Source organism: Spirosoma sp. KUDC1026, assembly GCF_013375035.1.
GTDB lineage: Bacteria > Bacteroidota > Bacteroidia > Cytophagales > Spirosomataceae > Spirosoma.
In genome coordinates this window covers 1,493,895-1,520,454 of the sequence record NZ_CP056032.1, presented here as the reverse complement: position 1 = coordinate 1,520,454, position 26,560 = coordinate 1,493,895, and the positions used below count along the sequence as shown (strand labels likewise).

Here is a 26,560-nt window from a genome sequence, read left to right as displayed (position 1 = left end):
TACAGACTCCGCTATGTCTCTCAATCGTCGTGACTGGCTCCGTGCCAGCGTATTATCTGGCCTGGGGCTGGCAGCCGCGCCAGCAGCTTTCTGCGAACCGGAACAACTTATCCCTGCTGGCTACAATCCACCGAAAGGCGGTGCCATCAAAGCCAGACTATCGGCGAATGAAAACCCGTACGGCCCATCACCCAAAGCGCTGAAAACCATTTCAGAAGCGGCTCCGGATGGATTCCTGTATGCAGGTGAGTATACTAAGAAATTTCGTAAGCAGATTGCCGACGAAGAAGGCGTTCCTGAAGAATACATCCTGCTCGGAGCGGGTTCGGGCGAGCTGCTAACGGCGGCTTCATTATGGGCGGCTTACCGCGCCAACGCGGGCCGTACTATTGTAGCTCCCGATCCAACGTTCGACGCACTGCCGCGCACCGCCGTTCGGCATGGCCTCACGATGGAGCGCGTACCGCTCGTGGCCGCCGATGGTTATGATATCAACCTGAACAAACTGAACGACCGGATTGGCAGCCAGACGGGCATGGTATACCTCTGTAATCCCAACAACCCAACGGCCATCATCGTTGACCCAGCCAAACTGCGGGCATTCTGCGAATCGGTTGGCTCAAAAACGCCAATCCTGGTCGACGAAGCCTATATCGACTACACGCCCAATCCGAAAGCGTACTCGATGGTCGATATGGTGAAGAAGGGTCATAACGTAATCATTACCAAGACATTCTCGAAAGTACACGGCTTTGCCGGCCTGCGGACGGGCTATATGGTGGCTAAACCAGAACTGCTGGAAGAGATCGCCAAGTTTTCGACCAACGGTGGCTGCCTGAGCATGACGACGGTACGGGCGGCTTCGGCCAGCCTGCAGGACAAAGAGTTCATTAAGTTCTCGCTGGGCAAAACACAGGAATCGAAAGATTTTCTGCACGCGGCCCTGAAACAACATGGCTACGAGCCACTGCCATCGGGCGCTAACTTCGTTATGTTTCCGATCCGGATGAAAGGCGAAGATTTCGTCGGGCGAATGATGGAACAGGGCGTCAGTGTCCGCCAGTGGAAGTTTGACGGCCAGTACTGGTGCCGCGTGAGTCTCGGCACTATGGACCAGATGAAAGCCTTCACGGATGGTCTGAAGGTGATTTCGTAGTCATCGATATAATGTAAATTTTTCAGCTCCGGTCAGTTCTCATGCTGATTGGAGCTTTTTTTCGTATGGGGTCATCCAATAGACGTGTAGGTCAGGCTTCCTCCGCTGTATCTTTGCCGCATGTCGACCGTAACCATTGCCCCCCTTGCCGAAAGCCTGCCCGCTTTCCTGTCCCAGTCTGATTTTTCGGCTCTTGCCGTCATTGTAGATAACCATACGTATCGGTTCTGTTACCCGGAGATAAAAGCGCTGCTGCCGAAGCACACGTTGATCCGGATCAAGTCTGGCGAAGAGCAGAAACACCTGGCCACCTGCGAACTGATCTGGGACGCCCTGACCCGTGCCAATTTCGACCGTCACGCGCTGGTGCTCAATCTGGGGGGGGCGTTATTGGCGACATGGGCGGTTTTTGTGCCGCTACGTATAAACGGGGGATTTCGTTCGTGCAAGCGCCTACTACGCTGCTCTCGCAGGTTGATGCCAGCGTGGGCGGAAAACTGGGCATCGATTTCCGAGGCTTTAAAAACCACATCGGCGTTTTTCAACTGCCCGATACCGTTCTGATCGATCCAGCCTTTTTGCAGACCCTCCCCGAACGCGAGCTACGGTCTGGCTTTGCGGAGGTGATCAAGCACTGCCTGATCGCCGATGCGTCTCAATGGGACGACATCCGTCGGCGCGACCTGCACGAGCAGGACTGGACGACGCTGGTGGCCCACTCAGTGGCGGTAAAACAACGTATCGTTGCTCAGGACCCGACGGAAAAAGGCCTCCGTAAAATCCTGAACTTCGGACATACCATCGGGCACGCCGTTGAAACATATTTTCTGACGCAGCCCCGCAAGCGACTCCTGCACGGCGAAGCCATTGCCATCGGTATGGTGGCCGAAGCATTTATCGCTTTTCAGAAAAAGATGATTGACGAAACGCTACTGACCCAGATCGAAGAGTATCTATTTGCCGTCTATGGTAAAGTCAAGCTCACCAGCGACGATATTGCTCCCATCCTGACACTGACCTTGCAGGACAAAAAAAATCGGGGGAGTCAGGTTCGGATGGCCTTGCTCGACGGTCCCGGCAGTTGTGCATTCGACGTACCGGTAACCTCGGCAGAAATGCGCGATAGTCTGCATTTCTACAGCGGTAATATCTGATTTATAAGCTCGCTTTTTTACGCGCCTGATCGACGCGGCAGTCTGAAACCATGTGTTTTCCAGGTTGCCGCGTCGCTGCGTTTACTGGACCTGCAACGATATTGGCAAGGCTCTCCGGCAACAGCTCCTGGGCGTACGGGCTGGGGTAGGAAACTACTCAGTAAATACGCCCCATTGGCTCAATAAGGCCCTCAGCTATTCAGGATTGGTTTTTTGTTAAAAATCGGCTGAACCTGTAAATCAATATATATATTAAAATTTGGTGATACTTGATTGTGTGCCAAACATTTGCGATTATATTTGACTTAATCCCGGACAAGTGTATAACTAAATTTAATCAGGCTTATTTATTAACAACTTTACTAATTTCAGTATGAAAACAATCATTGGGGCGTTAGTTGTATTCGCGGTCATCGGCTTATCGGCTTGCTCATCGGGTAAGCTGTTTGTCGAACACGATTACAGCTATGAGGGACACTTTAAAAATTACCAGTCATTCAACTTTCTGGAGTGCGAATTTATCGACTCAACACTGTTGTGCTCCGATATTCAGGATGCCATCCGGCACCAGATGGAAGCACGGGGGTACCGGGTCAGTAACCGAAGCCCAAACCTGCTGATCTCCTATAACATCTTCCGGTCAGATCTACGCTTCCGGGGCTACCAGCAGCCCGTTATCAAAGACTGGGTCGTGCGCGAGGATGATGATGCTACGTACAAACGAATTGACTACAACCTGGATGAAGGAACATTGATGATCTCATTGATCGACGCCGAGTCGTATCAGGTAATCTGGAAGGGTTACGCATCGAAAATGCTCCGCAACCAAAACTTCAAGAATAATTACTTCAAAGGTATTGTCCGGTCTATCTTCGATCAGTATCCACTGATGGCTACGGTGAAGTAGCCCGGTGGGCTTGAACAAACACAGAGCGGGGCGTTGATACTATCGGTAAATAGTATCAACGCCCCGCTCTGTATGTATTGATGCTACTTGGTTAATTCCTTGAATATGCCTTCCAGTGAGTTTTCCTGCTGGCGCAGTCCCACCAGCGTTAGCTGCTGATCCGCTGCTAGGCGAAAAATAGCCGCCCGAAGATCGACACTCGCATTAGCCGCAATCCGGTATTGTCCGCTCCCCAGCGGCTCAAACTGCTGCACACCCGGCAGCGCACGTAGCAGATCTGGATTGGCTAACTCGTCCGCAAACTCGGCCACCACCACTACGTCCGACGCGGCTGCACTGGCTCGCAGTTGATTCAGAGGACTATCGGCCACAATCTGTCCCCGGTTGATAATGACAACCCGATCGCAGATTGCTTCAACCTCCTGCATGATATGCGTCGAGAACAGCACCGTCTTATCCCGGCCAGCCTCCCGAATCACCTCTCGGATTTCGGCTAATTGGTTCGGGTCAAGGCCCGTAGTAGGTTCATCCAGAATAAGAACCGGCGGGTTATGCAGCAACGCCTGCGCGAGCCCAACCCGCTGACGGTACCCTTTCGATAGCTGGCCAATCCGTTTATGCTGCTCGCGTCCCAGCCCAACCCGCTCGATGATTTCGGCAATACGTCCGGATAAGTCTCTGCCACCCAGGCCGTGCAGCGCGCCCGCGAACCGCAGGAACTCGGTTACGTACATGTCCAGATACAGTGGATTATGCTCGGGCAGGTAGCCTACACTGCGTCGTACGTCCATAGGGCTCGTCCGCACATCGAAGCCGTTGACCTCAATGGTACCATCGGTGGGCAGCAGGTAACCCGTGGCAATTTTCATGGTGGTTGACTTACCGGCACCATTAGGGCCAAGAAACCCAACAATTTCTCCCGGCCGAACGGTCAGCGAAATATCGTTGACTGCTTTTTGGGCCCCATATTCTTTGATCAGGTTTTCTACCCGAATAGACATACTGAAACGAATGCTAGTGTTCTGTAACGCTCCGTCGTAGCTTTCCGATACGCAGCGAATACTCAAGTAACGAACAAAAAATCGGAAAGTATCCCTATTTTTAGCAGTTTAACGGCAATAAACGCATGCTGGCGTCGGATTTTCTGAAAAAACTTGGGTTACTTATTTCTTTCCTGTTACTAGTAATCGGTGCGCACGCCCAGCGCAGCAAGAGCACTTCGGCCAGTAAACCCCTTGACTGTGACGAGGCCATGTCGCAGACCGAACTGAACCGTTGCGCCTGGGAACGACTCGAACGTGCCGACCGCCAGTTGAACACCTTATACAAGCGTTTGATAGGCCAGCTTCCAGCCGATAGCCGCGCGCTTGTTGTGAAAGCCCAGCGACAATGGCTGCTTTATCGGGATGCACACTGCGCTTATTACGACAAAACGTACGAAGGCGGCAGTATGCAGCCTATGGTGGTTGCTCTCTGCAAAGAAGCGACAACCCTCAGCCGGATCAGGGAATTACAGGCCCTCCTCGAAGAACCTCATTAATCCTGTTGCCTGCTGGCAGGCATTACCAAATCACTTTATTCAGCTCACGAACGTATTTACCGGATGTCAATTTTTCGAAAAAAAACCGTTTCTCAGGCGCTTGGCGATGCCAATCAGCATAATTCCTCAAACCTGATGAAAGTGCTGGGGGTCCGGGACCTGACATCGTTAGGTATTGCCGCCATCATTGGCGCGGGAATATTCAGCACCATTGGTCGGGCCAGTTTTAATGGCGGACCGGCGGTATCACTGCTGTTCGTATTCACGGCCATTGCCTGCGTATTTACGGCGCTGAGTTACGCTCAGTTTGCCAGTACGGTTCCGGTGAGCGGTAGCGCCTATACCTACGCTTACGTATCGTTCGGCGAAATCTTTGCCTGGGTTATTGGCTGGGCTCTCATCCTGGAATACGCCGTATCGAACATGGTGGTTGCCATTTCTTGGTCTGAATACTTCACGTCCATGCTTACCGGATTCGGCATTAGTTTTCCCGGCTGGCTTTCTTCTGACTACGGGTCTGTGCACCGCGCTTACGAACAGGTGCAGGCGGCAGGAACAGCCACGGCCGATATTCCTGCCAATATACTGGCGCTGGCGCGAGCTTACGAAGCAGCTCCGGTCGTGGGTGGCTTACGAATCATCATGGACTTACCAGCTGGTTTAATCACGGTACTGATTACGTCCCTGGTTTATATCGGCATTAAGGAGTCGCGGAACGCAAGCAACCTGCTGGTGGTCCTGAAACTGATCGTTATCGGGCTGGTGATCGCCGTTGGTGCGTTCTACGTCAAACCCGAAAACTGGTCGCCGTTTGCTCCAAACGGGATGCAGGGCGTATTAAGTGGCGTAGCGTCGGTCTTCTTTGCTTTCATTGGTTTCGATTCCATTTCAACCACCGCCGAAGAGTGCCGCAACCCACAGCGTGACCTGCCCCGTGCTATGATCTACTGCCTGGTTATCTGTACGGTGCTGTACGTCATGATTACGCTCGTTCTGACGGGCATGGTCAACTTCAAGGAGTTGGGTGTCGATGCCCCCCTTGCCTACGTATTCCAGAAGCTGAACCTTAACTTCATGGCCGGTATTATCTCAGTTAGTGCCGTTGTGGCAATTACCAGTGCCCTACTGGCCTACCAACTGGGTCAGCCCCGTATCTGGATGACCATGAGCCGCGACGGGCTGCTGTGGCCCAAGTTCTCCCAAGTTCACCCCAAATACCGGACGCCATCGTTTGCGACCATTGTGACAGGGGTACTGGTGGCCGTACCATCGTTATTCCTGGACATGCAGTTCTTCATCGATCTGACCAGCGTGGGGACCTTCTTCGCCTTCATTCTGGTTTGTGGCGGTATCCTTTATCTGGATGCTACAGGCATTTCGGCGCAGTCCAAGTTCCGGGTTCCCTACGTCAACGGAAAATACCTGATCGGTATCGCCTTTATACTGACCTTCGGCTACGCTCTGCAGACTGGCCATGTACTGGACGCGGCCGAAGAGAAACCGCTGCTGTTTGTATTCTGGGCGACCTGGGCGGTGTTATCAGTGCTGGCGTTCTCGCGCAACTTCTCGTTGCTGCCCGTCCTTGGTATTCTCACCAACCTGTATCTGATGACCGAGCTTGGCGTAACAAACTGGCTTATCTTCCTGATCTGGCTGGCGATCGGCCTGGTGATTTATTTCTCATACGGATTCCGTAAAAGTAAGCTGAACCGTCAGTCGATTTCTGCGTAAACCTAGTCAACTGTAATTCCTCCAATTTCTCATCTTATGGAAGTGCGAGCGGAGGAATATCCTGTCTTCTCTGCGGAGGTACATACCCGGCCGATTGGCCTTTAGCTAATAAAATCACTTACCTTCTTATCAGAATTGCTCTTTTTAATGATTTACTAATCAGACTACCCGCTAACTACCCGTCTTTTTCTAGGCATCGTCTGGACTAATAGTTTACTTTGTGCAGATTTCGTTTATAGAACGACCACTTTGATAATGGAACAAGACGACTCGGTACGCGCAAACCTGAAGGAATCGTATCTCACTGGCGATGCGTCGGCTGATGATTCGTTCACCCAGCTCCTGGCTTTATACCGTAGCCGCGTGTATGAACAATACCATACCTTGTTTTTGACAGGCTCGCTGGAAGAAGGTGAAGACGCATAGTCTGTCACTGAGTTATTATACGTCTTCACGAATTATTCTCAGAACGTACACGGCAGTTCAGCCCCAGTCACGTTCGGCAGTTAGACATATGAGCTGACGACGTAGCCTACCCCCATATATTTTTGTTGGCTCCAGTAGTGCTTATCGACTCGCAAAGACCAGTCGCCGATACCCAGCAAACAGCAGTATTGCTACCAGCGCAACGTACACCGACAGCGATGACTCGATATGCAGCCACCCATAATCGGCGTAGGTCCGGGCGACAAAACGCGGAATGGCCTCGGCGTCCCGCACCGTAAATGTTCGGTAGGTTTGCTCGGTTGCCATTTTCGGGTAAAAAAATCGCTGAGTCTGAACCCGGAAATCGTCGACGTCGCGGCTGAACTGATTGAACTGGTGCCAATGCGTACCGGTCAGCCCCGCCAGCACTTCCTGCATCATCAGCGCCGGGCTAATGAACTGCAAGCGTTCGATCGCAGCCTGCTGACGCTCAATCTGCCCGAATAATTTCTGTTCGGCAACGTGAGCGGCCGCGTCTTTGATTTCCTGGCTTTTGTACACAATTACCCCGTAGCCGTACACCATGCCCGGCGTAACGACTGACGCCTGCCGAATCAGCGTACGGGGGCTGCTGAAGACGTCTTTAGTCAGCGCCTGCCCATCTTTCTCGAAGTACTTATTGATGGCGTTACGTTCTTCGTTGGTCAGGGAGATACGGCTCGGGATGGGGTACAGCCGGTTCAGCCCAATCTGGAGCAGATTCGGCACGAGCAGCCCCAGGAATAGCCACAGACCGATCAGCACCATCGCGTTCAGGTTCGAGCTGAGCGAAAAACTGTTGATCAGAAACGACAGGGCGAACCAGAAGCCGAAATACAGCGAGACAAAACCGACGATCCACCACCAGTTACCCGTCGCCAGAAAAGCCGGACTGATCAGGGCAGCCAGTACGGGCGTAACGATTAACCAGAAAAAACCAGTAAACAGACCGTACCGAATCCCGATACGGTACAACATCAGCCGGGCAATCGACTGATTGCTGGTTTTGAGCAATACCCACGTTCCCTGCTCCTTTTCGGAGGCCAGTACGTTGTAGGTAAACACGATGATCAGCAGCGGCAACAGGTAAATGACCACGAAGCCAAAATCGAAGGTGCCGATGAATTGTAACAGGCTGTTATCAATCTCCCCATCGAAAACCAGGTTCTGCTTTTTGTTAATGTATACTTTGTAATAGTAAGGCTGCACGTCACTTTGCCCCACCATCAGCGCCTGGAGCGCGAACGGCTGTTTGACGGCAAACTGCGGTCCTTCGTTGCGGGCGGTGTTGTAAGCAAAGGTCGGGTCGTCCCAGATAAAGCCGTTATACCGCATTTGGGCAGCTTCGATCCGCTCGATTCGGCTTTTCAGGCTATCGGCCATCTCGGTCTGATACATACCGATCTTGCCAATCGTCTGCTGCTGTTTGCGGAACATGCTGCTGCCAATCCATAGGCTGGCCAGCAGCACTAGTAAGATCAACGTAAACAAGCTGATCAGCACCCGATTACGGTACAGCAGTCGGAGTTCGTGGGCCATCATGACCCGAAATAAAGGCATGCGCATAGCAATTTCGATATATATTAATCCCTAAATCCCCTGAAGGGCGGTCGGCCGCTGCCGGACTTTTTTCGAGGGCAAGACAAGTCCCCTTCAGGAGTTGTTTGGGAAATCGTTTTTGTCATCCCGACGATAGGAGGGTCCTTCGCTAACAGGCGGTTTTTCTTGCTTTTAACGAAGATCCCTCCTATCGTCGGGATGACAAAAAAGGCATTTTTGACACGGAAAATACTTCCCCAAATAATCTCTCAGGGGATTTAGGGGTAAATAGACTCGTTAAGGACTAAATTTCAGACAGCTTCTTACACCCGGACGCGCCGGTACGATAGCACCATCATCACCAGCGCCAGCACGGTCCAGCCCAGCAGGATTCCTAGAGAGGCCACGGCATTACTCAATCGCCAGCCAACGCCCGGTGCCTGGTAGGCAAACTGCGGCACGGTTTTCCAGAAAGCGTTGGTCGCCACGGTATTGTTCTGGTAGAATGCATCGACCTGTTCGCCCACCCGCCGACGATGCTGCTCGGCCTTGGCGGCAAAGTCGTAGTGAGTGTTCATGTCTGTAGCCGTCAGGTGCATCGACAGATCGCGGAAGGCCAGAAACGGCGACAGCACCGCGCTCGCCAGCACCAGCCGATCCTGCCGGAATTCGTTGGCTTCGACGGCGGCATAAGCGCGATCCATGACCCGCCCGTCCGATTCTTCAAAGTACTCGATGGTGATAGGAATGAAAAAGACGGGTAGGTCCTCCAGCCGACTAACGCCGTACTGCTTCAGCGTCCGGGCTTCAAGCTGCGCCCGCCGGGCGTCTTTCGTTCCCTCGTCGCCAACGCCGTATTCTTTTTCCCGGAACGTTTGCCGATCGAAATCCGCCGACGTAACGGACGGGTACACCCGACGCGACAATTCAGCCGTCAGGCGGGGAATCAGAAAAACACCCAGCAACCAGAAGCCGGTCAGCCCTACCAGTGCTAGCGACGAAGAGCGCGTCAGCAGCGACACCGCTACTCCTAGAACTGTCAGCAGCAGCGCGTAGAGCAGCAGCCCGGCTACGTAACAGCCGTAGACCGGAAGCACCGTCGGCCAGTCGACCGGCTGCGGCTGGACGAGCAGCAATGCCAGCGGAATCAAAATAACCAGCGCCAGCAAGGCCCCCACCAGTAGCCCACAGGCTAGTAGCTTACCCACGAACAGTTGCCGGGCCGTCACCCGCGCACTCAGAACCATTTTGATCGTGCCGTTTTCCCACTCTTTGGCGAAGAGGTTGTGGCTCAGCAGGAAAATGAACAGGGGCAGAATAAACTGCACAAAATACCCTACGTTGAGAAAGCCGAAGCTACGTAACGCTGTCGAATCAGTCACTTCCCGGAACCGCACGATGCCCCGCTGGTGGGGTTCGAGGTAAAACGAGTTGCCCGTATAATCATCGATGCCGTTTTCGAGCAAGGCCAGCTCTGCCATCGGTTTGTAGGCGTAAAAACCGAAATGCGCGCCCAGGTGCGGGTTTTTGTCGCCCTGACTGATGAATTGCTGATACGTAACGCGTTGCGATTCGCTCAGCAGTTGCTGATGGTCGACGGCGTAGGTGTAACCGTTGTATAGCGCCAGCCCTACCAGCAGTGCCGTGCCAAGCAATAGCCAATTCATGCGGGTTGTGCGGATCAACTCGATCAACTCCTTACGAAAAATAAGACCGATCATCTCACGCAGTCTGTTTAACGGTGTCGATGTATAGATCCGTCAGCTCGGCGTAGGCGACTGCTTCCGAAAGCAACTCGTGCTGCAAACGCCCCTGGTGCATAATACCGATGCGGTGCCCCAGGTTCTTGGCCATCAGCAGGTCGTGCGTGGCCATCAGCGTGCTAACCCCCTGATCGCTGAGCCGGGTGATGACCTGGGCAAACTCGTTGCTGGCGTGGGGGTCTAGCCCGGACGTTGGCTCGTCGAGGAAGAGGGCTTTGGCCTGTTTAGCCAGGGCAATGGCAATACCAACTTTCTGGCGCATCCCCTTCGAGTACGACCCCACGCGCTTGTCGAGCGCCGACGCCTGTAACCCGGCCGTACGCGTAAAGGCAATGAGTTCATCGCGGGTGTAACGGTAGCCCGACAACCCGCTGAAGAAGGCGAGGTTTTCCAGCCCCGTCAGCGTAGGATACAAGTTGACGATTTCGGGGATGTAGGCGATCAAGTTACGGGTTTGCTGGTTATCGACCGACACTTCGATACCGTCGATCAGCGCCCGTCCGCTGGTGGCCGGTATGAAGCCCAGAAAGATGTTGATCGTGGTTGATTTACCGGCCCCATTCGAGCCCAGCAGGCAATAGATTTCTCCCGGACGAATGTCCAGATCCAGCTCGTTCAGGGCTACATGGGTCCCGAACTGCTTGGACAGTTTTTCAGCTTTAAGCATGCGATACGTGATTCAACGGTAGCCTTCGCGTGGCTCAGAAGGTGTAACTTACGCTCAACCGACCGTTGACAGGCGCCTGTGGTACCCAGTAGTAGAGTCCATTTCGGTACCAGGCCGTCGCAATCAGCGTTTTGTTGAGCAGGTTGTTCACCAGCAGATTCACTTTAAAGGAATTCCGTTGCCCTGCATTACGTTGCCAGCCGATTCCGCCGTCAAGCCGGAAGAAATCGGGGATCGCGTGCTGGGTTGCCGTAGCGTACCGCTCGCCACGCCCGCCCTGGTACTGGTAGCCCAGCGACAGGGTGAGGCCCGACAGCGATGCCAAGGGTAGTTCGTAGTTGAGCCAGGTATTCTGGATGTGCTTGACGTACATCGGCGTGGGCGTACCAATCAGCGCCGTGTTGACGTCATTATCAATTTTAGCGTCGGTGTATGCGTAGTTGATGACCGCGTTCAGGCCACGGACTACCTGCCCCACTATATCGAAGTCGATTCCCTGAGCGTGGTTAGCGCCCACCTGTATCCGGTACAGGCTATTGTTAGGATCGTTGGCAATGGCGTTGGAGCGGTTGATCCGATAGAAGGCCAACGTTGTGTTCCAGCGGCCGTTGAGCCAGTTTTTCTTGATACCGATCTCGCGATTAGTACCCTGAAGGGGCCGAATAGCGTCTCCGCCGATGGTTACTCCGGCCTGCGGCACCAGCGTCCGGTCGTAGAGCGCGTATACCGACAGGTCAGGGTGCAGGCTGTAACTGATTCCCAGTCGGGGGGTGGCCACGTTGTCGCTGGAGATCGTCGTTACGCCCGATACGTCGTTGCGAGTCTGCACGGACGTGTAGCGAAGGCCCAGTGTCAGCCGTAGTTTATTAGCGAACAGAGCCAGCTCATCCAGCGCGTAAAACGAGCGGTAATTAACGGTCTGCGTGGTATTGCGGTTGATCAGTCCACCCGGCGTGTGGTAGTTGGGTATTTCGGTGCCGTAAACGGGATTATTGATGTCGAGGGGATAGTATCGTAATTGCGTTTTACCCTGCGCGTCGGTATACGTATCGTACTGAACGTAGCTATCGGCCCGGAACCGTTTCTGATTCACGTCGACCCCAGCCAACAACTGGTGCTTCAGTCGCCCCGTGGTGAATTTACCGTTCACGAATGCCTGCTCAGAAAACACTTCCGTACGGTTCAGGTCATACTTGGGGTTACGTAGCAGTACGGTTGGATTAGCCGTATTCACGCCCGTCACCCACATATACGCGCCCTCGTTATCGTTGCGCATGAACGCCCCCCGCACCGTCAGCTGCCAGTTGGTGCTGAACTGATGCCCTACCGTCAGGAAACCCGTGTGATCACGAGATTGGATGGGATTTAAGGATGGTTCATGAATGGAAAAATCAATAGGCAGTGTAGCAAAACCAGCGGGCGAATCCACGCCGGGCGTCATCACAATCGGGCTGTACATCGCGTACCTATTTGACTGATACTGATACTCTGCCGATACGTAGGTCCGGTCGCTGATGCGGTATTTGAGCACGGGGGCCACCAAAAACCGCCGGTTATTGTCAAACTTCACGAACGAATTCGTGCGCATACCCATTCCGTTGAGTCGGTAGAGCAATTTACCTTTTTTATCAAGCTGCCCATCGAGGTCGACGGCCAGCCGGTAAAAATCGAAACTGCCCAGCATGGCGGTAGCCGAGTACCGACGCACACCCGTAGGCTGTTTGGTTACGACATTGAAGCTACCCGCCGGATCGCCGATGTTGTTCATAAAGAGCGATGGGCCCTTCACAAATTCAACCCGATCAATAATAGCCGCATCTTCGGGCGATGGTCCCCGGTAAATAGGAGTTAGATCAATACCGTTACGTAGGGTAGCAATCTGGCCACCCCGCATGAACAGATAAGGGCCCAGGTTATTCGACACTTCCTGCCGCACCACCCCGCTGACATTGCGGCTGACGCCCTCGGTCATGTTGAAACTGCCCTGATCGTAAATAATTTCGGGCGTAACGGTCTGGATGTTCTGCGGCAAATCGATCAGGGGCGTTTGCAGCCGCAGCGCACTGGAAATGGTGTTTGTCGCGTATTGTCGATAATATTTTGACTGAACCCTCACCTCCGCCAACTGTCGCGCATCATCAGGCACCAGCCGTATGGTCAGATCGGGATTATCGTCCTGAATCGATACCGTTTGCGGCTGGTAACCCAGAAAACTAATTCGAAGAAACGATACTGCCTGAGCCGGTCGAATCGAGAACCGACCGCTACTGTCGGTGACGGCACCCTGCTTACCCCCGGATAGTTGAACCGTGGCGCCCGCCAGTGGCGTATCAGGATGCTGCTCATCGACTACGCGGCCTTTAATGAGCTGCGCAATCGCCATCGAGGGCGAAACAAAGAACAGCAGTAGTAAACAAAAAATGCGAAAAACCGGCCGGGCAGCAGCCAGATCAACACGAGGCAGACTAAAGGTGACGACCGGGTTGATCGGTAACGGCAGGGCAAGTGATACGGGGTTCATTCGGGTAGTTACGACAGGCGCAAAAATACACTCACCAGCCCAAATTTATTTACGACTGGCAAAAAGTTGATCATTTTTGCGGGATCGCCAGCTGGTCCAGACCGCGAAGCAGGCCAGTATAACCAGCAGCCAGACGGCCCTGGTACGTTCCGATTCCAGCAGTTGGGTAATCGTATTCGGGTGCGCTGTCAGCCGTTCAATGATCCAGGCCGCAGCTGCTACGCCCGCAAGCAGCGCCCCACCAACGCGAACGTACCGATAAGCGGGGGTACGACTCAGCATGATCAGCCACGGGATTGTCAAGGTAATCACCAGTAACTGCATTAATTCAATTCCCAGGTTGAAGCCCAGAATGCTCAGCGCCATCGGCCCCGCGTCGAGTTGCAGATTCGTCAACGTATCCGCAAAGGCCAGACCATGAACCAGGCCAAAGCCGGTGGCGACCCAGGTTTCGCGCCCCGGGAACAACGGCCGGATGGCATGAACTGCCGACACCAAGATCGACACGGCAATCAGCACTTCAACGGGCTGCGACGGCAGTCGGACCCAGTTCAGCGATCCCAGCAGCAGCGTAATCGAATGGCCTACGGTAAAGGCCGTTACAATGCTCAACAGCCGGGTAAGGCTATAGCCAATTCCGCCAAAGTGCCCCCACCGGTTAGCCGCTACGAGCAACGGAGCGGGCAGCAGCAATACCAATAGAAACAGCAGGTGATCGGTTCCTTCGGCGATATGCCGGGTCCCCAGCTTTACCATTGACAGAAACCCCGTCCAGGAGCTGCCCTCATCCAGATTGACCGGCAACGGCAGGACTCGATCGTTAACGATGTCGAGGCTAATCTCGCCTACCTGAACCGGCTCGGCCTCGGCCAGTTGTCCCCGCCCCCAGTCCTGCCGTACCGATACCAGAATTTTATGCGTTCTTACCTGGTGCAGTACTGCGTCATAATAGAACGTAAACTGCCGTACATCTTCCTGCCCAGGTGGAATCATCTGCACCTGGGCTGTTAGTTCGCGGTACACCCCAACGATAGGGTTCTGGGTTTCGTGGACGAGTAGTTCGCCAACTGATACGCTCCAGAAACGACCATCGGGGCTCTGGGGACGGATATGATTTTTGAGATACGCGCGCAACTGTGGCCCTAGTCGTTCGATCAGACCGGTCGCCGAATCGTTGACCGCATGCCCCCAGGCTGATTGCAGTTCGACCAGCGGAATCTGAATTTCAGCATCAATCCGGTCGGCGTGGACATTGAGCAGTACGACCGAGTTCGGCATGGGGTGCGCTGTCGCCGTAATGGGCAGGCCAACGATGCCCCAAACAGTCATAAAAATCAGTAGCCACCCGGCTATGCGGCTTATAGGATCAAAAAGCTGATTCACACTTAACAACTTACCTGGTTCTTTCGCAATCCGTGGTACGCTTGTGCCAGATCGAGCGTACATGGTACGTAATCTGACTATGTTACTCACATCATCAGAAAACAATCTCTACCTCTGGTCCGTCAATGCGAATGTAATCATTCTGGGTGGTTACTTCTGTTTTCAGGGGCGGCCACTTGCGTCGTTCATCCTGGCAGTAAACTATCAGTTACCGCCGTAGTCCCCGGAATGATCACGCCAGACGGAGTGCGAGTGGGGCGTATTGCGGATGATGACTCCACCCTGGTAGGAAAACTCGATCCACACGCTTGGCCCATCGATCCGTACGTAGTCGTTCTGGCTGCTCATAGCCGTCGTGCCTGAATACGAAACATACGTATTGCTCAGCTCCGAGGTGTACTTGGTCAGCACCGTGGCCGCCGTCGTGGCATCCAGATCGTTGACGTACAGTTTGATGGCGTTCAGCACCAGCGCCTGTTTGTCCGAGCTCAGCGTACCTACCTGCAGGCCCGACTTGGTTGCTGGAAACTTGCCGTCCTGCCCCGGTCCCAGCACCAGATCCGAATACGTACCGGAAAGTTTAGCCGTGGTCTGCTCGGTGCTACTTAGCCCCGTCAGCATGGCCGCAAAAGCGAGTCGCTCCTGCTCAAACGCCTGATACGTCCGATTGGCAGCCGTAACGGCCGCTTGGGGTTCGGTCCCGCGGAAGGCGGGGGTAACGCCGGTGACAGCGCCCGCATTAAAGGTGTAGGACTGGGTATAGTGGTGGCCCGTGAACAGGATGGCCCACAAACCCGTAGTGCTCGGCGTGCCCAGAATCGAGATGTAGTAATTGCCCGCACCGTACGATGCCCCGCCCCCAATGGTGTTCAGGTAATCGTCGGCGACCAGGTTGCCGATCATTTCATCGTAGCCCTCGTTGGTCGTACCTAATACCAGTACTGCTTCCATCAGGTTACGAAACGCCACTAACTGCGCATCGGAAAGACTACCCAGACTGATACCATACCGGGCCGACATACCAGCTGGCAGGTTCGACCATTTCTGGGCGTTGGTCTTGCTGTATGTCAGTTGTGTGGCCGTCAGTTGGCTACTGCTCAGTGTAGCCTTGAAGGCTTCGGTCAGGGTCACGACCTGCGCCACTCCGCTGGCGGAAGAAGCGGTCGTCGCCGACAAGGTAGAGGTAATCGAGCTGGAATTGGTGCTGGAACCAGAGCTGGTTGACCCGGAACTGGTTCCACCGGCATCAATATCTGTCGATTTGCACGACTCCAGTATAGAGGTACCGTAAAGGCCGATTATCAGTAGAAAACCAGGTAAGCTGATTCGTTTCATGTGATTTGAAAAATCCGTGTGATCCCGTTTTCTGACTATACAAAGGCATCGTCGCTGTCGTTGCCCGGTTGGGGTAAAGAGCCGAAATGTTGTGGTGAATAACTAGCTAGATACCCTATAGATCTAGCATTCAGCCTTTAGCTCGTGTAGCAGCCTGTTCTCACAGACGCAAGATCAGCATCAGCAAGCGAACCTGGGAAGAAAGTGATCAACTTGGCCAGAAGGGTACGAAAGACCGGCGTTTGCGGTAAAGCTCACAAAAGCAGGGATGAATCGTCAGCGGGTGAATCGACTGAAAAACTCTTTTTCGTAGCTGCTGCCGATGGGCAGCTCATCGGCACCAATGAAGACCATTTTACTACGTATCGACTCTATTTTGTCGAGCGCCACAATGAACGACCGGTGGATTCGCACGAAATTGGTTGCGGGTAGTTTATCGAGCATGGCTTTCATCGTGAGCCGAACCACTAGCGGGTGTCCTTTGCTACGGTGGATTTTCAGGTAGTTGTCCAGCCCCTCCACAAACAGGATGTCGGCGACCATAATCTTGACCAGCCCGTAATCGACGCGAAAATAAAGACAGGCGGGTTCAGCCTCATCCGACCGGTCAACTCCGGTTTGCCGAAGCGTTTGCCAGCGGGCCTGAGCTCGTTGAATACTCTTTTCGAATCGCTCCATCGTGAACGGTTTCAACAAGTAATCGACAGCCTCAACCTCGTAGCTTTCAGCGGCAAATTCACTGTAGGCAGTGGTGAAAATAACCAGCGTTTGAGATGGTACCGACCGGGCAAACGCCAGCCCTGACTCGCGCGGCATGTTTATGTCCAAGAAGATAAGATCAACGGGATTACTTTCCAGATATAGTTTGGCTTCGCCGGTACGGGTAAACGTTTTCAGCAGATCAATCCCATCAACACGACCGCAGAACGCCTGAATGATGTCCAGCGCGGGCGACTCATCGTCGAGGGCGATGGCGGTCATCATGACAGAACAAGGTGAAGAGTAACGTGGAAGTGGGTACGCGTCTCGATGATACGCAGGTCGTGAACGTTGGGGTACAACAGATGCAGTCGCTGCCGGGCGTTCTGAATCCCAATACCGGTCGATTCCTCCAACTGGCTGATCTGCACTTTATTGTTCACAACTTCCAGACGAAGATTAGACGGTTGAATATCAATGTGAATCCGAATTAGCGAATCTTCTTCAGGATTCACCCCGTATTTGAAGGCATTTTCAATAAACGAAAATAATAGCAGGGGCGCAATCTGCACGCGCTCAACGGCACCGCTCAACTGGTAATCGACGGTAACTGCGTCGCGCAGCCGGGCTTTCTGCAGGTCAATGTAGTTTCGGATGTAATCGATTTCATTGGCCAGCGGCACCTTATCCCGGTGGGCATCGCGGATGGTATAGCGCATAAACTCCGAAAGCTTGACAATCGTATCGGGGGTTTTATCGTCCTGCCGGATTGCCAGTGCGTAGATGCTATTCAGGGTATTGAATAGAAAGTGCGGCTGAATCTGCGCCCGAAGCTGCCGCAGTTCGGCCTGTAACTGATTATTCTCGACCTGCCTCAGCCGACTGGCCGTCTGCACGGAGATGGAAATAAGCGTACTGACACTGCCCAGCAGGGAAAAAAGCAGTAGTTTGACCGGCAAAAGTAACGTACCAGGAGGTTTACCAAAGCGATCCAACCGCCGGGAAGGTCTGTCAGCCGATAGCTGGTGCTCCATTGGCTCAGGCGGCCCATCAAACCAGTGACGACCGGATTTCGGACGATCCCGAAAATCAGCGGGGCCAGCCAGCATCATTTCTTCAACAAAAATCTGCCGGACCCAGGCTACTGGCGTATTCTGCTGCGGTGGTTTAAAATACACCCACTGTTCAATCCGGTAAGGTAGATAAGCGGCCCCCAGTACGCAGCAGATGGCTATAACGAGGTAGGTTTTGTACTGTTTTGCCAGAAACCAGTGGGGTACAAAAAACGTGTGATTAACGTAGGAAAACGTGGTGAGAAACACGTAAGCCAGCCCGTTCTGAATCAAATGGTCATGTGGATTCAGGGGATTTACTGAAGCACCACTATATACAAAATAGAAGATAGGCAGGATCAGCAGGAGGAGGCCAATCAGTATTTTAAGCTTACGGTCTTTAAACCAGATCGCCATACCACGTGGTAGAGTTACACACAAAACTAAAAGAATGCATAGCTTAGGGCTGTGCAAACGTGGTCAATTCACCGAATTGTGGGGTGAATAGAGTTAGAAAATAAGAACTGTTTCGCCGGACATACATCCAGTCGTTACTTTCCAAAGAACATAATGTGCTGTTGAGGCAGCCGCTTGTCGTTTTTCAGTAGTTTCAAGCCAACCGCCTTCATTTCTTTAGTTGCCTGCGCTACGCTCAGTTTGTGCAGTTCCTTGATTGGTACACTCGGATCTTCGGCCCGGTATTCAACCAACACAATACGACCGCCGGGTTTTAGCGCCGATGCGATATGGGTTATCATCTCACGCGGATACGAAAACTCATGGTAGGCATCAATCATGATCGCCAGATCAATACTGTTGGCGGGCAGTTTGGGATCTGACTCGGTCCCCAGTACTGGCTGTACATTTACGGCCTTACGTTTAGCTTTTCCTTCGTTCAGGTACTCAATCATTTCGGGTTGAATGTCAACGGCCAGGACTTTACCCTGCGGTACTTCGGGGGCCATCAGAAAGGTAAAATACCCCGTTCCGGCACCAATATCGGCTACTACGTCGGTAGGCTTCAGATCCAGCGCTTTTAGTAGTAAGTCCGTTCGTTCTTCCTGCTCCCGCTCCGGACGTTCGAGCCACGACGCCCCTAGGTGCCCCATGACCTGGGCAATCTCCCGGCTTTGATAGACCTTGCCAATACCATCCCGGCTGGCTTCGCCAAAGCGGTATACTTTGGCTGAATCAGGCGGGGCTGTAGCAGTCGTTTGCTGCTGCGACGACCCACGTCCACAGGCCAATAGCGTTAGTAGAAAAAGAATAGTCAGTCGATACATGATAAATCTGTTAATACCTCTGGTAAAACCATCGCTAGCGGAAACAGTTGTTGAAAAGAACCACTTAAATCACTCTTTGTATGAATTTGATACTACACCTGCTGTTGGACGCGGCTGTCATTTTCGGGCTGGCTTACGTTATGCCGCAGATTGATGTCAAAAGCTTCGGCACAGCCCTGCTCATTGCCGTCCTGCTGGGGCTACTCAACTTTTTCATTGGCTGGATCATCCGCTTCCCGCTGAATCTGTTTACATTCTTTCTGCTGACGGGGCTGGTCCGCATTATCGTGACGGCGCTTCTGCTAAAGCTGATTGACAAATTCATGGACAGCTTCACCATTGTTGGCTTCTGGCCCGCCCTGCTCATTGCGCTGGCCGTTGCCGTTGCCGGTACGCTAATTGACCGCTCGGCCCCAACCGAAGAAATGGTCGAGTCGGGCTATGTAGCGTTGACTAATCTATCACTTAATCTACGCCTGGTCTAGCCTTGCCAAACGGTCAACAAAAAAGCCGCGCCCATTCGGGGCGCGGCTTTTTTGTATTTGAGATTTTACGGGATTAGTCGCTCCGACGGCCGCCCATCAACAGGCTGGCGTAATAGAGCAGCGTAGCCAGCGAACCCAGCGCGGCAACGACGTAGGTCATAGCAGCCCACCAGAGGGCGTCTTTTGAATAGCCGTATTCCTGCTGCGTAACGATATTATTGTTCTGCACCCAGGCCAGTGCCCGACGGCTGGCGTCGAACTCAACCGGTAACGTAACAAAGCTGAACAGCGTTGTCAGAGCGAACAAAGCTACCCCAATCGCCAGTGGGATTGGCGTGGTTTGCAGGAGTAAAATACCGGCCAGCAGTACCCACTGCATGTAGCGCGACGACAGCGTCAGCATTGGCACCATGGCCGAGCGAAACTTCAGCGGGGCATAGGCTACCTGGTGCTGAACAGCGTGACCACATTCGTGGGCCGCTACGGCAGCAGCTGCTACGCTCCGGCCATAATATACATCAGCACTAAGATTTACCGTTTTATCTTCGGGATTATAGTGGTCTGTCAGCATGCCTTCGACCGAAACGACGCGCACATCATAGATGCCGTTTTCCCGCAGCATCGTTTGGGCAATCTCCGCTCCGCTCATGCCATTGCTTAGGCCAATCTGCGAATACTCATTAAACTTGCTCCGTAACCGCCAGCTAACAAACATGCTGAGGCCGAAGATGACAATCATTAATAACCAGGGTGAAATCATTTCAGATGGTTAGGTTTGTGGTTTTCAAAAACAGGCAACATAATGTGCCACTGATAGTAAAACAACTCTTTTGGGTAAAAAGTATCCCGGCCCTACTACCATTTATCCGGCTTCGTGTCCGTTTATCCAGGCAAAAAAAGCCCGCCATTCGTCATGAACAGCGGGCTTCGTGGTTTCCGGTCAGGGCATTTATCAGTTTGCTTGCCGGGTCATATCGAATTTCTTATGCAGGAATTTGATGCCTTTATAGATCGTTACGGTTATCCGCTGTGGATCTGCCATATTTAGCTCCACATCCAGTTGGGTGCCCGTTTTTGGATGAATCAGTTCTCCGCCCGTCCACACTTTCCCGTCAAAAGTCAGGTTGCTAATCAGAATCTTATTCTTTTCCAGTCCGTAGTTCTGTACCCCCGCCTGATCAACTTCGGCAACGCGGGCGAAATACATTCCTCCGTTTTTAAATACATCAACACTTGATCCTCTGGTAGGAAACAGCCACCGGCCAATAAGCATGTCACCTGTTCGCTCAGTTGATGATTGACCTGACGATGGGATCAGAATAAGCAAAGCGAGGAATCCTCCTAGAAGTGTGTTACGGGTAGTTACTACGTTCATCGGTTCTTATAGTTTACAGCCTGAAAAATGTATTTTGCTGGACCAAGCTGGTCAACGTTTCAGTCGATAGTATTACTAACAAATTAAAACTATAAACTTCACGAACAAAATCCTATTAATAACGTAGAATAAGAACCAGATAGGCAAAAACTACCTGTTCAGCTGCAGGTTAGCCACTAACCCGATTCATAATTCTTTAGTAACTAGTTTTGATTCGTTCAATCAGTTTGGTGGTCGAATAGCCCGGTACCAGCGCTACGGTCTCTACTTTTCCTCCCCGACCCAGTACAAAATCAGCGCCAATAATAGTGGCGACCGTATAATCGTCGCCTTTCACCAAGATATCTGGCCGAACGGCTTCGATCAGCTCCAACGGAGTAGGCTCGTCGAACAAAACAACGAGATCGACGAACGCCAGTGCCGCCATGAGCCGCGCCCGGGCATACTCATTCACTACGGGACGTAGTGGCCCTTTGATCCGGCTCACCGACGCGTCGGTATTGAGACCCAGAATAAGCCGCTGACCCAGATTGTGCGCTTTTTCCAGATAATCGATATGACCGAGATGGACAATATCGAAACAGCCGTTGGTAAACACCAGCTGCTGTCCCTCCGCCCGCCATGCATCGGCCTGAGCGATGGCCTGCTCACGGCTTACTATTTTTGATTCTGTCACGGATATTCCCTGTTTTATTCAGTAATGAATTAACGCGCTACATTGATCGAGCGCGGATCGTCGAGTACGTCCTGCGTGTGGGTGACTTTATTACGGCGAAACAGCACAACCAGCAGACTCAGGACGCCCAGAATAATAATCATAATGGTCGACACGCCATGAATAAAGGTAGCCAGTACCTGACCGTCCTGACTGGTGAGGCCGTACAACAGCGCTACCTGACCAACAAGCAGGTGAAAGGAACCAATGCCACCCGGTGTCGGCGCGGCCATACCCAGCGAGCCAACAACCAGAATGGTCAGGCCCGCCAGCGGACCCAGATCAGCCGTAGCCGGCATGGCAAAAAACAGGGTGTATGACATCAGATAATACAACACCCAGATCAGAACCGTATGAAACAGGAACAGACCGGGTTTGCGGAGCTTACGTACGCTCAGCAGACCATCCAGCAGACCGCTCAAAAACGTACTGACTTTCTGGTACAGCGGATGCTGACCAAGGGCTTTCTGATAGCGCTTGAACAGGAACCAGCCGAGAAGGCCCAAACCAATAACCACGGCTCCCGCCAGCATCAGAATGCCAGACCCGCTCGTTCCTTTGGGCAATTTGTCGCCCAGGAAGCTGATAAAAAACTCGCTCAGTCGGTCAAATTCCAGCAGGAACGTAACGCCGAGCAGGATCAACAGCATCAGTACATCGAACAGGCGCTCGGCCACGACCGTACCGAAACTTACGTTGACCGGCACACCAGACAGGCGGTACAATGTACCACACCGGGCCACCTCACCCGCCCGTGGCAGCGCCAGGTTAGCCAGATAGCCCGTCAGCACGCTCGCCGTTGCGTCAATACTGTTTGGCCGCTGCGGAACCACGGGTTCCAGCAGGACCCGCCAGCGCTCGGCCCGGCTCCAGTGAGCCACAAACGTCAGCACGGCCGATACCAGCACCCAGCGGTAATCGGCTGCGCTGATTTTAGCCCAGAGGTCGGCCGCATCCAGGTGACTTTGCTGGAACGTAAACCAAAGTAATCCACCAGCGATGGCCAGTGAGATCAGATACTTGAACGCATTTTGAATAGTCATAGAAACGAAGCGTATCGAATCGAGCAGCCCGGTCTGGCGACACCAGGTAGGATGACCAGCAAGGCAGTTTTCAGTTAATTTCTAGTTGGCACAAAAAAAACTCCGCTACAAAGTAACGGAGTTTCGTGTAGATGGCGATACCGGTCTGCCGATTGCTCAGCCTTTCACCAGCCGATTGTTATCGTCCGGAAAAACGACAATTGGTTTGTGCATCCGGGCTTCATCGGTGCTCATCATCCCATACGCAATGATAATGATTACGTCGCCGACCTGCGCTTTTCGGGCCGCTGCGCCGTTCAGGCAGATCGTTCCCGATCCCCGTTCTCCTTTGATGACGTAGGTCACCAGCCGTTCGCCGTTGTTGTTATTTACAATATGTACCTGTTCGTTTTCGAGTAAATTAGCCGCGTCCATCAGATCTTCATCGATGGTGATGCTGCCAACGTAATTGAGTTCTGCCTGCGTCACCCGGACGCGGTGTAATTTCGATTTTAATACATTGATGAACATATCAACTAGCTGTTGCCGTTTGGGCGCGGCAAAGGTAAGGCAATTGCCGACTGTTTGCAGCAACTGCCCCCTAAAACAGTAGCGTACGCCTTGTGGTTCCGGGACGGCTTAACAAGAATAAGGGCTTAATAGACGGCCATGTCGGGCTCTACCTCACGCGCCCAGGCATTAATTCCCCCTTCCAGGTTATACAAATTCGTCAATCCTTCCTGCGTATACAGGTAGTTGACGACGTTCGCCGAGCGCATACCGTGGTGACAGTAAACAACCACGGGCCGGTCGGTCGGAATCCGTTTGCGGTTGTTGGGAATCATACTTACCGGAATCAGCACGGAATTATCCAGATGACAAAGCTCATACTCTGGTCGCTCCCGTACGTCGAGCAGGAAAATTTCCTCGCCCAGCGCCAGCCGATCTGACAGTTCCTGCACGCCCATTTTCTGCGGTCCCGACGCAGCAGACGCCGACCGATAACCGGAAGCGAGGCCCTGACGGGCGAGTTCGTCGGCGTCAGTCCGTCGCCGGGTTTTGATTTTCTGCTGACTCGCGTTCAGCAGGTCCAGCATCAGCAGTTGCTCACTCAGGAGCTGCCCGATGCCGGTAATTAGTTTGATGGCTTCGCTGGCCTGGTACGTACCAATCACGCCAGGCAGCACCCCCAAGACGCCGGTATCGTTGCAGTTCGGAATTTCGATATCGTTGGGGTATTCCGGGAACAGACACCGATACGTTGGGCCGCGCTGTCCATTTTCCAGCGTATTGTTCAGAACGGCCACCTGCCCTTCAAAGCGATGAATAGCGCCGTAAATGAATGGTTTCTGCTGCACTACGCAGACGTCATTCACCAGGTAACGGACTTTAAAATTGTCTGTACAATCGATTACAAGGTCGTAGTCCGAAATAATATTCCGGGCGTTGCTGACCTCCAGCGCTGTAGCGTAGCTGTTAAAAGTCAGCTCAGGATTGAGTCGTTTCAGGTGCCCTACCGCAGCTTTCACTTTAGGCTGTCCTACTTCGTCCGTTGTGTATAATACCTGTCGTTGCAGGTTGCTCAGATCCACCCGATCGGGGTCGATAATACCAATGGTTCCCACGCCGGCGGCCGTCAGGTACAGCAGCACCGGGCACCCCAGTCCGCCGGCGCCTACGACCAGCACACGGCTATTTTTTAATTTCAACTGACCAGCCGGGCCAAGCTCGGGCAGATTCAAGTGTTTCTGATAACGTTGTTTTTCGGCGGGTACTAACGTAGTTGCTTCCATAGCAGTAATCGGTACGTATTCCAAAAAGATGCTGCAATAATCCAACAGTATTAATCAGCCAAAAATTGCGTTATTAATAAAACACCCGTAATTATTTAGGTAACGTGCCCGGTGTATATTTTTTCCTTAGTATTGTCACGACAAAATCCTAACAATTCTCAACTATGAACTACGTTCGTCTTTCTGCCGCCGGTTTTCTGGCCCTGGCACTGACTCTAAACGTAACGCTTCCTCAGGCTACGGCCGCTGAAAAGCCTACCCCTGTTGCCTCCGTAAATCCACAGAAAAAAGGTAAGTGGGAAAAACTTTTCGATGGTAAGTCGCTGGAAGGCTGGCACATCTACCTCAAGTCGGGTATGCCAATGTCCGACAAATGGACCATCGACGACGGAGCGATTCATCTGTCATCAGGTGGAGCCGGAGACCTCGTTACCGATAAAGAATACGGTGATTTTGAGCTGGAACTGGAGTGGAAAATTGCCGAAGGCAGCAATAGCGGAGTTATCTATCACGTTCACGAAGACCCAAAATACCGCGCTACGTACCTGACCGGCCCCGAAATGCAGGTTCTGGACAACGACAAACACCCCGATGCGAAAAAAGGCCGGGACGGCAACCGTACAGCGGGTTCGTTGTATGACATTCAGAAGCCAATCACGATGAACACCGCCAAACCCATTGGCGAATGGAACAAAGCCCGGCTGGTTGTCAAAGATGGTCATGCCGAGCATTACCTCAATGGCAAGAAAGTAGCTGACTACCCAACCAGCGGTCCTGAGTGGGACAAAATGGTTTCGGAGAGTAAATTTAAGACCTGGGATGGCTTTGGTAAGTATTCAACCGGCCACATCGCGCTCCAGGATCACGGCGACAAAGTGTGGTACCGCAATATCCGGATTCGCGAATTGTAACCCTGTATACCGAGCACCGGTCGGCAACGCAAAATGATGTAGCAACCGGTGCTCTTTTTTTAACGACTATTCCGTCTATGAACTCCCGCCGAAAAGCACTGAAGACCCTAACCGGTACGGCCCTCACCCTGCCCGCTGTAACCACCTCTCTCGCTCACGCGGCTGCTCTGGAGCCGCAGGCAACTCTTGCCCTCAAAGGCAACATTAATCACTCTGTGTGCCGATGGTGTTACAACAAAATTCCGCTGGAAGAGCTGTGCAAAGCCGCTAAGGAGATGGGTATTAAGTCCATCGACCTTGTTGATCCAATAGAGTGGCCGGTCCTGAAAAAGTATGGTCTGACGTCGGCCCTGCCCCAGGGAGCCGGGAAAGGGATTGCCGATGGTTTTAATGATCCCAAGTTTCACGATGAGCTGGTAGCCAGCTACGAAGATATTTTTCCAAAACTGAAAGCCGCCGGACTCAGCACGGTCATCTGCTTTTCGGGCAACCGCCGGGGCATGAGCGACGAGCAGGGCATGGAAAACTGCGCCAAAGGTCTGAAACGCCTGATGCCCAGCGCCGAGAAACACGGCATCACCATGATTATGGAACTGCTGAACAGCAAGGTCAATCATGCCGATTACATGTGCGACCACACGGCCTGGGGCGCCGAGCTTTGCCAGAAGGTCGGTTCCGAAAACTTCAAGCTCCTTTATGATATTTACCACATGCAGATCATGGAGGGCGATATTATCCGGACTATTCAGAAATACCAGAAATACATCGGCCATTACCACACCGGCGGTAACCCCGGACGTAACGAGATCAACGATACGCAGGAGATCTATTACCCGGCCGTGATGAAGGCGATTGTGGCCACGGGCTACAAGGGCTACGTAGCGCAGGAGTTCATTCCTAAACTCGATCCGCTGAAAAGTCTGCAGGAATCCATTATGATCTGCGACGTGTAACGATTTATAATTCTAGAGCAACAAGAGACCGGACGTTATAAACCGGTCTCTTGTTGCTTTCCTGCGAAACGTCGACGCACTGACGTCAGGGAAAAAGCGTATTTTTGTTTA

The 26,560-nt window shown here is 52.9% G+C and carries 24 protein-coding genes and 1 pseudogene; 9 read left to right on the top strand and 16 right to left on the bottom strand.

Translation table 11 applies throughout. The annotated features are described in order from the left end of the window. The first annotated feature begins 13 nt into the window (after positions 1-13). From HU175_RS06475 to HU175_RS06465, 3 genes and pseudogenes are all read left to right on the top strand, one after another. Positions 14-1,156: a pyridoxal phosphate-dependent aminotransferase gene (locus HU175_RS06475; protein ID WP_176565808.1), complete on the top strand. Its 1,143-nt coding sequence runs from the start codon at positions 14-16 to the stop codon at positions 1,154-1,156. A gap of 120 nt (positions 1,157-1,276) precedes the next feature. Beyond that, positions 1,277-2,310: pseudogene (locus HU175_RS06470) on the top strand (3-dehydroquinate synthase family protein). A gap of 373 nt (positions 2,311-2,683) precedes the next feature. Continuing rightward, positions 2,684-3,217 carry a DUF4136 domain-containing protein gene (locus HU175_RS06465; RefSeq protein ID WP_176565807.1) on the top strand — a complete coding sequence of 178 codons (534 nt, stop codon included), beginning with the start codon at positions 2,684-2,686 and terminating at the stop codon, positions 3,215-3,217. A gap of 83 nt (positions 3,218-3,300) precedes the next feature. On the opposite strand, the gene gldA is transcribed toward HU175_RS06465, so the two are convergent. Next, positions 3,301-4,218: a gliding motility-associated ABC transporter ATP-binding subunit GldA gene (gldA, locus tag HU175_RS06460; RefSeq protein ID WP_176565806.1), complete on the bottom strand. Its 918-nt coding sequence runs from the start codon at positions 4,216-4,218 to the stop codon at positions 3,301-3,303. 125 nt (positions 4,219-4,343) lie between these two features. Between gldA and HU175_RS06455 the strand changes: the two genes are divergently transcribed. The 3 genes from HU175_RS06455 to HU175_RS06445 all read left to right on the top strand — a co-directional run bounded on the left by HU175_RS06455 (position 4,344) and on the right by HU175_RS06445 (position 6,914). Beyond that, positions 4,344-4,757: a lysozyme inhibitor LprI family protein gene (locus HU175_RS06455; RefSeq protein ID WP_176565805.1), complete on the top strand. Its 414-nt coding sequence runs from the start codon at positions 4,344-4,346 to the stop codon at positions 4,755-4,757. Between the two features lie 63 nt (positions 4,758-4,820). Further along, positions 4,821-6,488 (top strand): amino acid permease, encoded by a 1,668-nt coding sequence (locus tag HU175_RS06450; protein ID WP_176565804.1) that lies wholly within the window; start codon positions 4,821-4,823, stop codon positions 6,486-6,488. A 255-nt stretch (positions 6,489-6,743) separates the two neighbouring features. Next, a complete protein-coding gene (locus HU175_RS06445; protein WP_176565803.1) occupies positions 6,744-6,914 on the top strand; it encodes a hypothetical protein in 171 nt (56 codons plus the stop codon). 141 nt (positions 6,915-7,055) lie between these two features. Here the strand turns inward: HU175_RS06445 and HU175_RS06440 are convergent, their stop codons facing one another. From HU175_RS06440 to HU175_RS06400, 9 genes are all read right to left on the bottom strand, one after another. Next, positions 7,056-8,519, bottom strand: a complete 1,464-nt coding sequence (locus tag HU175_RS06440) for a DUF3526 domain-containing protein (protein ID WP_176565802.1) — start codon at positions 8,517-8,519, stop codon at positions 7,056-7,058. Positions 8,520-8,815: 296 nt separating this feature from the next. Beyond that, positions 8,816-10,213 carry a DUF3526 domain-containing protein gene (locus tag HU175_RS06435; RefSeq protein WP_176565801.1) on the bottom strand — a complete coding sequence of 466 codons (1,398 nt, stop codon included), beginning with the start codon at positions 10,211-10,213 and terminating at the stop codon, positions 8,816-8,818. A gap of 1 nt (position 10,214) precedes the next feature. After that, positions 10,215-10,922 carry an ABC transporter ATP-binding protein gene (locus tag HU175_RS06430; protein ID WP_176565800.1) on the bottom strand — a complete coding sequence of 236 codons (708 nt, stop codon included), beginning with the start codon at positions 10,920-10,922 and terminating at the stop codon, positions 10,215-10,217. A gap of 34 nt (positions 10,923-10,956) precedes the next feature. Next, the gene (locus tag HU175_RS06425) at positions 10,957-13,443 is read right to left on the bottom strand and encodes a TonB-dependent receptor (protein WP_176565799.1); all 2,487 of its coding nucleotides are present in this window, start codon (positions 13,441-13,443) and stop codon (positions 10,957-10,959) included. A gap of 45 nt (positions 13,444-13,488) precedes the next feature. Then, positions 13,489-14,772, bottom strand: coding sequence for a HupE/UreJ family protein (locus HU175_RS06420; RefSeq protein WP_228724343.1), 1,284 nt, complete (start codon positions 14,770-14,772; stop codon positions 13,489-13,491). Between the two features lie 258 nt (positions 14,773-15,030). After that, positions 15,031-16,161 (bottom strand): DUF3500 domain-containing protein, encoded by a 1,131-nt coding sequence (locus HU175_RS06415; protein ID WP_176565798.1) that lies wholly within the window; start codon positions 16,159-16,161, stop codon positions 15,031-15,033. 276 nt (positions 16,162-16,437) lie between these two features. Next, positions 16,438-17,145, bottom strand: a complete 708-nt coding sequence (locus HU175_RS06410; protein ID WP_317167796.1) for a LytTR family DNA-binding domain-containing protein — start codon at positions 17,143-17,145, stop codon at positions 16,438-16,440. Next, positions 17,142-18,329 (bottom strand): sensor histidine kinase, encoded by a 1,188-nt coding sequence (locus tag HU175_RS06405; protein WP_176565797.1) that lies wholly within the window; start codon positions 18,327-18,329, stop codon positions 17,142-17,144. The genes HU175_RS06410 and HU175_RS06405 overlap by 4 nt, the downstream gene beginning before the upstream one ends. Positions 18,330-18,463: 134 nt before the next feature. Next, on the bottom strand, positions 18,464-19,195 hold the full coding sequence (locus HU175_RS06400) for a class I SAM-dependent methyltransferase (protein ID WP_176565796.1): 732 nt from the start codon (positions 19,193-19,195) through the stop codon (positions 18,464-18,466). Positions 19,196-19,275: 80 nt separating this feature from the next. Here HU175_RS06400 and HU175_RS06395 point away from each other — a divergent pair, with 80 nt between their 5' ends. Further along, entirely contained in the window at positions 19,276-19,680 is a 405-nt protein-coding gene (locus HU175_RS06395) for a phage holin family protein (RefSeq protein ID WP_176565795.1), read from the top strand. A gap of 73 nt (positions 19,681-19,753) precedes the next feature. Here the strand turns inward: HU175_RS06395 and HU175_RS06390 are convergent, their stop codons facing one another. The 6 genes from HU175_RS06390 to moeB form a co-directional block, all read right to left on the bottom strand. Continuing rightward, positions 19,754-20,419: a zinc metallopeptidase gene (locus tag HU175_RS06390; RefSeq protein ID WP_176569144.1), complete on the bottom strand. Its 666-nt coding sequence runs from the start codon at positions 20,417-20,419 to the stop codon at positions 19,754-19,756. A 213-nt stretch (positions 20,420-20,632) separates the two neighbouring features. Next, complete coding sequence (locus HU175_RS06385) at positions 20,633-21,055, bottom strand: DUF2147 domain-containing protein (protein ID WP_176565794.1); 423 nt, start codon at positions 21,053-21,055, stop codon at positions 20,633-20,635. A gap of 196 nt (positions 21,056-21,251) precedes the next feature. Further along, entirely contained in the window at positions 21,252-21,731 is a 480-nt protein-coding gene (gene rfaE2, locus HU175_RS06380; RefSeq protein WP_176565793.1) for a D-glycero-beta-D-manno-heptose 1-phosphate adenylyltransferase, read from the bottom strand. Positions 21,732-21,760: 29 nt separating this feature from the next. Next, positions 21,761-22,813 carry a lysylphosphatidylglycerol synthase transmembrane domain-containing protein gene (locus tag HU175_RS06375; RefSeq protein WP_176565792.1) on the bottom strand — a complete coding sequence of 351 codons (1,053 nt, stop codon included), beginning with the start codon at positions 22,811-22,813 and terminating at the stop codon, positions 21,761-21,763. Positions 22,814-22,969: 156 nt separating this feature from the next. After that, the gene (gene panD, locus HU175_RS06370) at positions 22,970-23,323 is read right to left on the bottom strand and encodes an aspartate 1-decarboxylase (RefSeq protein ID WP_176565791.1); all 354 of its coding nucleotides are present in this window, start codon (positions 23,321-23,323) and stop codon (positions 22,970-22,972) included. Positions 23,324-23,448: 125 nt separating this feature from the next. Next, positions 23,449-24,585: a molybdopterin-synthase adenylyltransferase MoeB gene (moeB, locus tag HU175_RS06365; protein ID WP_176565790.1), complete on the bottom strand. Its 1,137-nt coding sequence runs from the start codon at positions 24,583-24,585 to the stop codon at positions 23,449-23,451. Between the two features lie 164 nt (positions 24,586-24,749). Between moeB and HU175_RS06360 the strand changes: the two genes are divergently transcribed. Together HU175_RS06360 and HU175_RS06355 are read left to right on the top strand one after the other, a co-directional pair. Beyond that, entirely contained in the window at positions 24,750-25,496 is a 747-nt protein-coding gene (locus HU175_RS06360; protein WP_176565789.1) for a DUF1080 domain-containing protein, read from the top strand. A 77-nt stretch (positions 25,497-25,573) separates the two neighbouring features. Beyond that, entirely contained in the window at positions 25,574-26,449 is an 876-nt protein-coding gene (locus HU175_RS06355) for a hydroxypyruvate isomerase family protein (RefSeq protein ID WP_176565788.1), read from the top strand. The last annotated feature ends 111 nt before the right edge of the window (positions 26,450-26,560 follow it).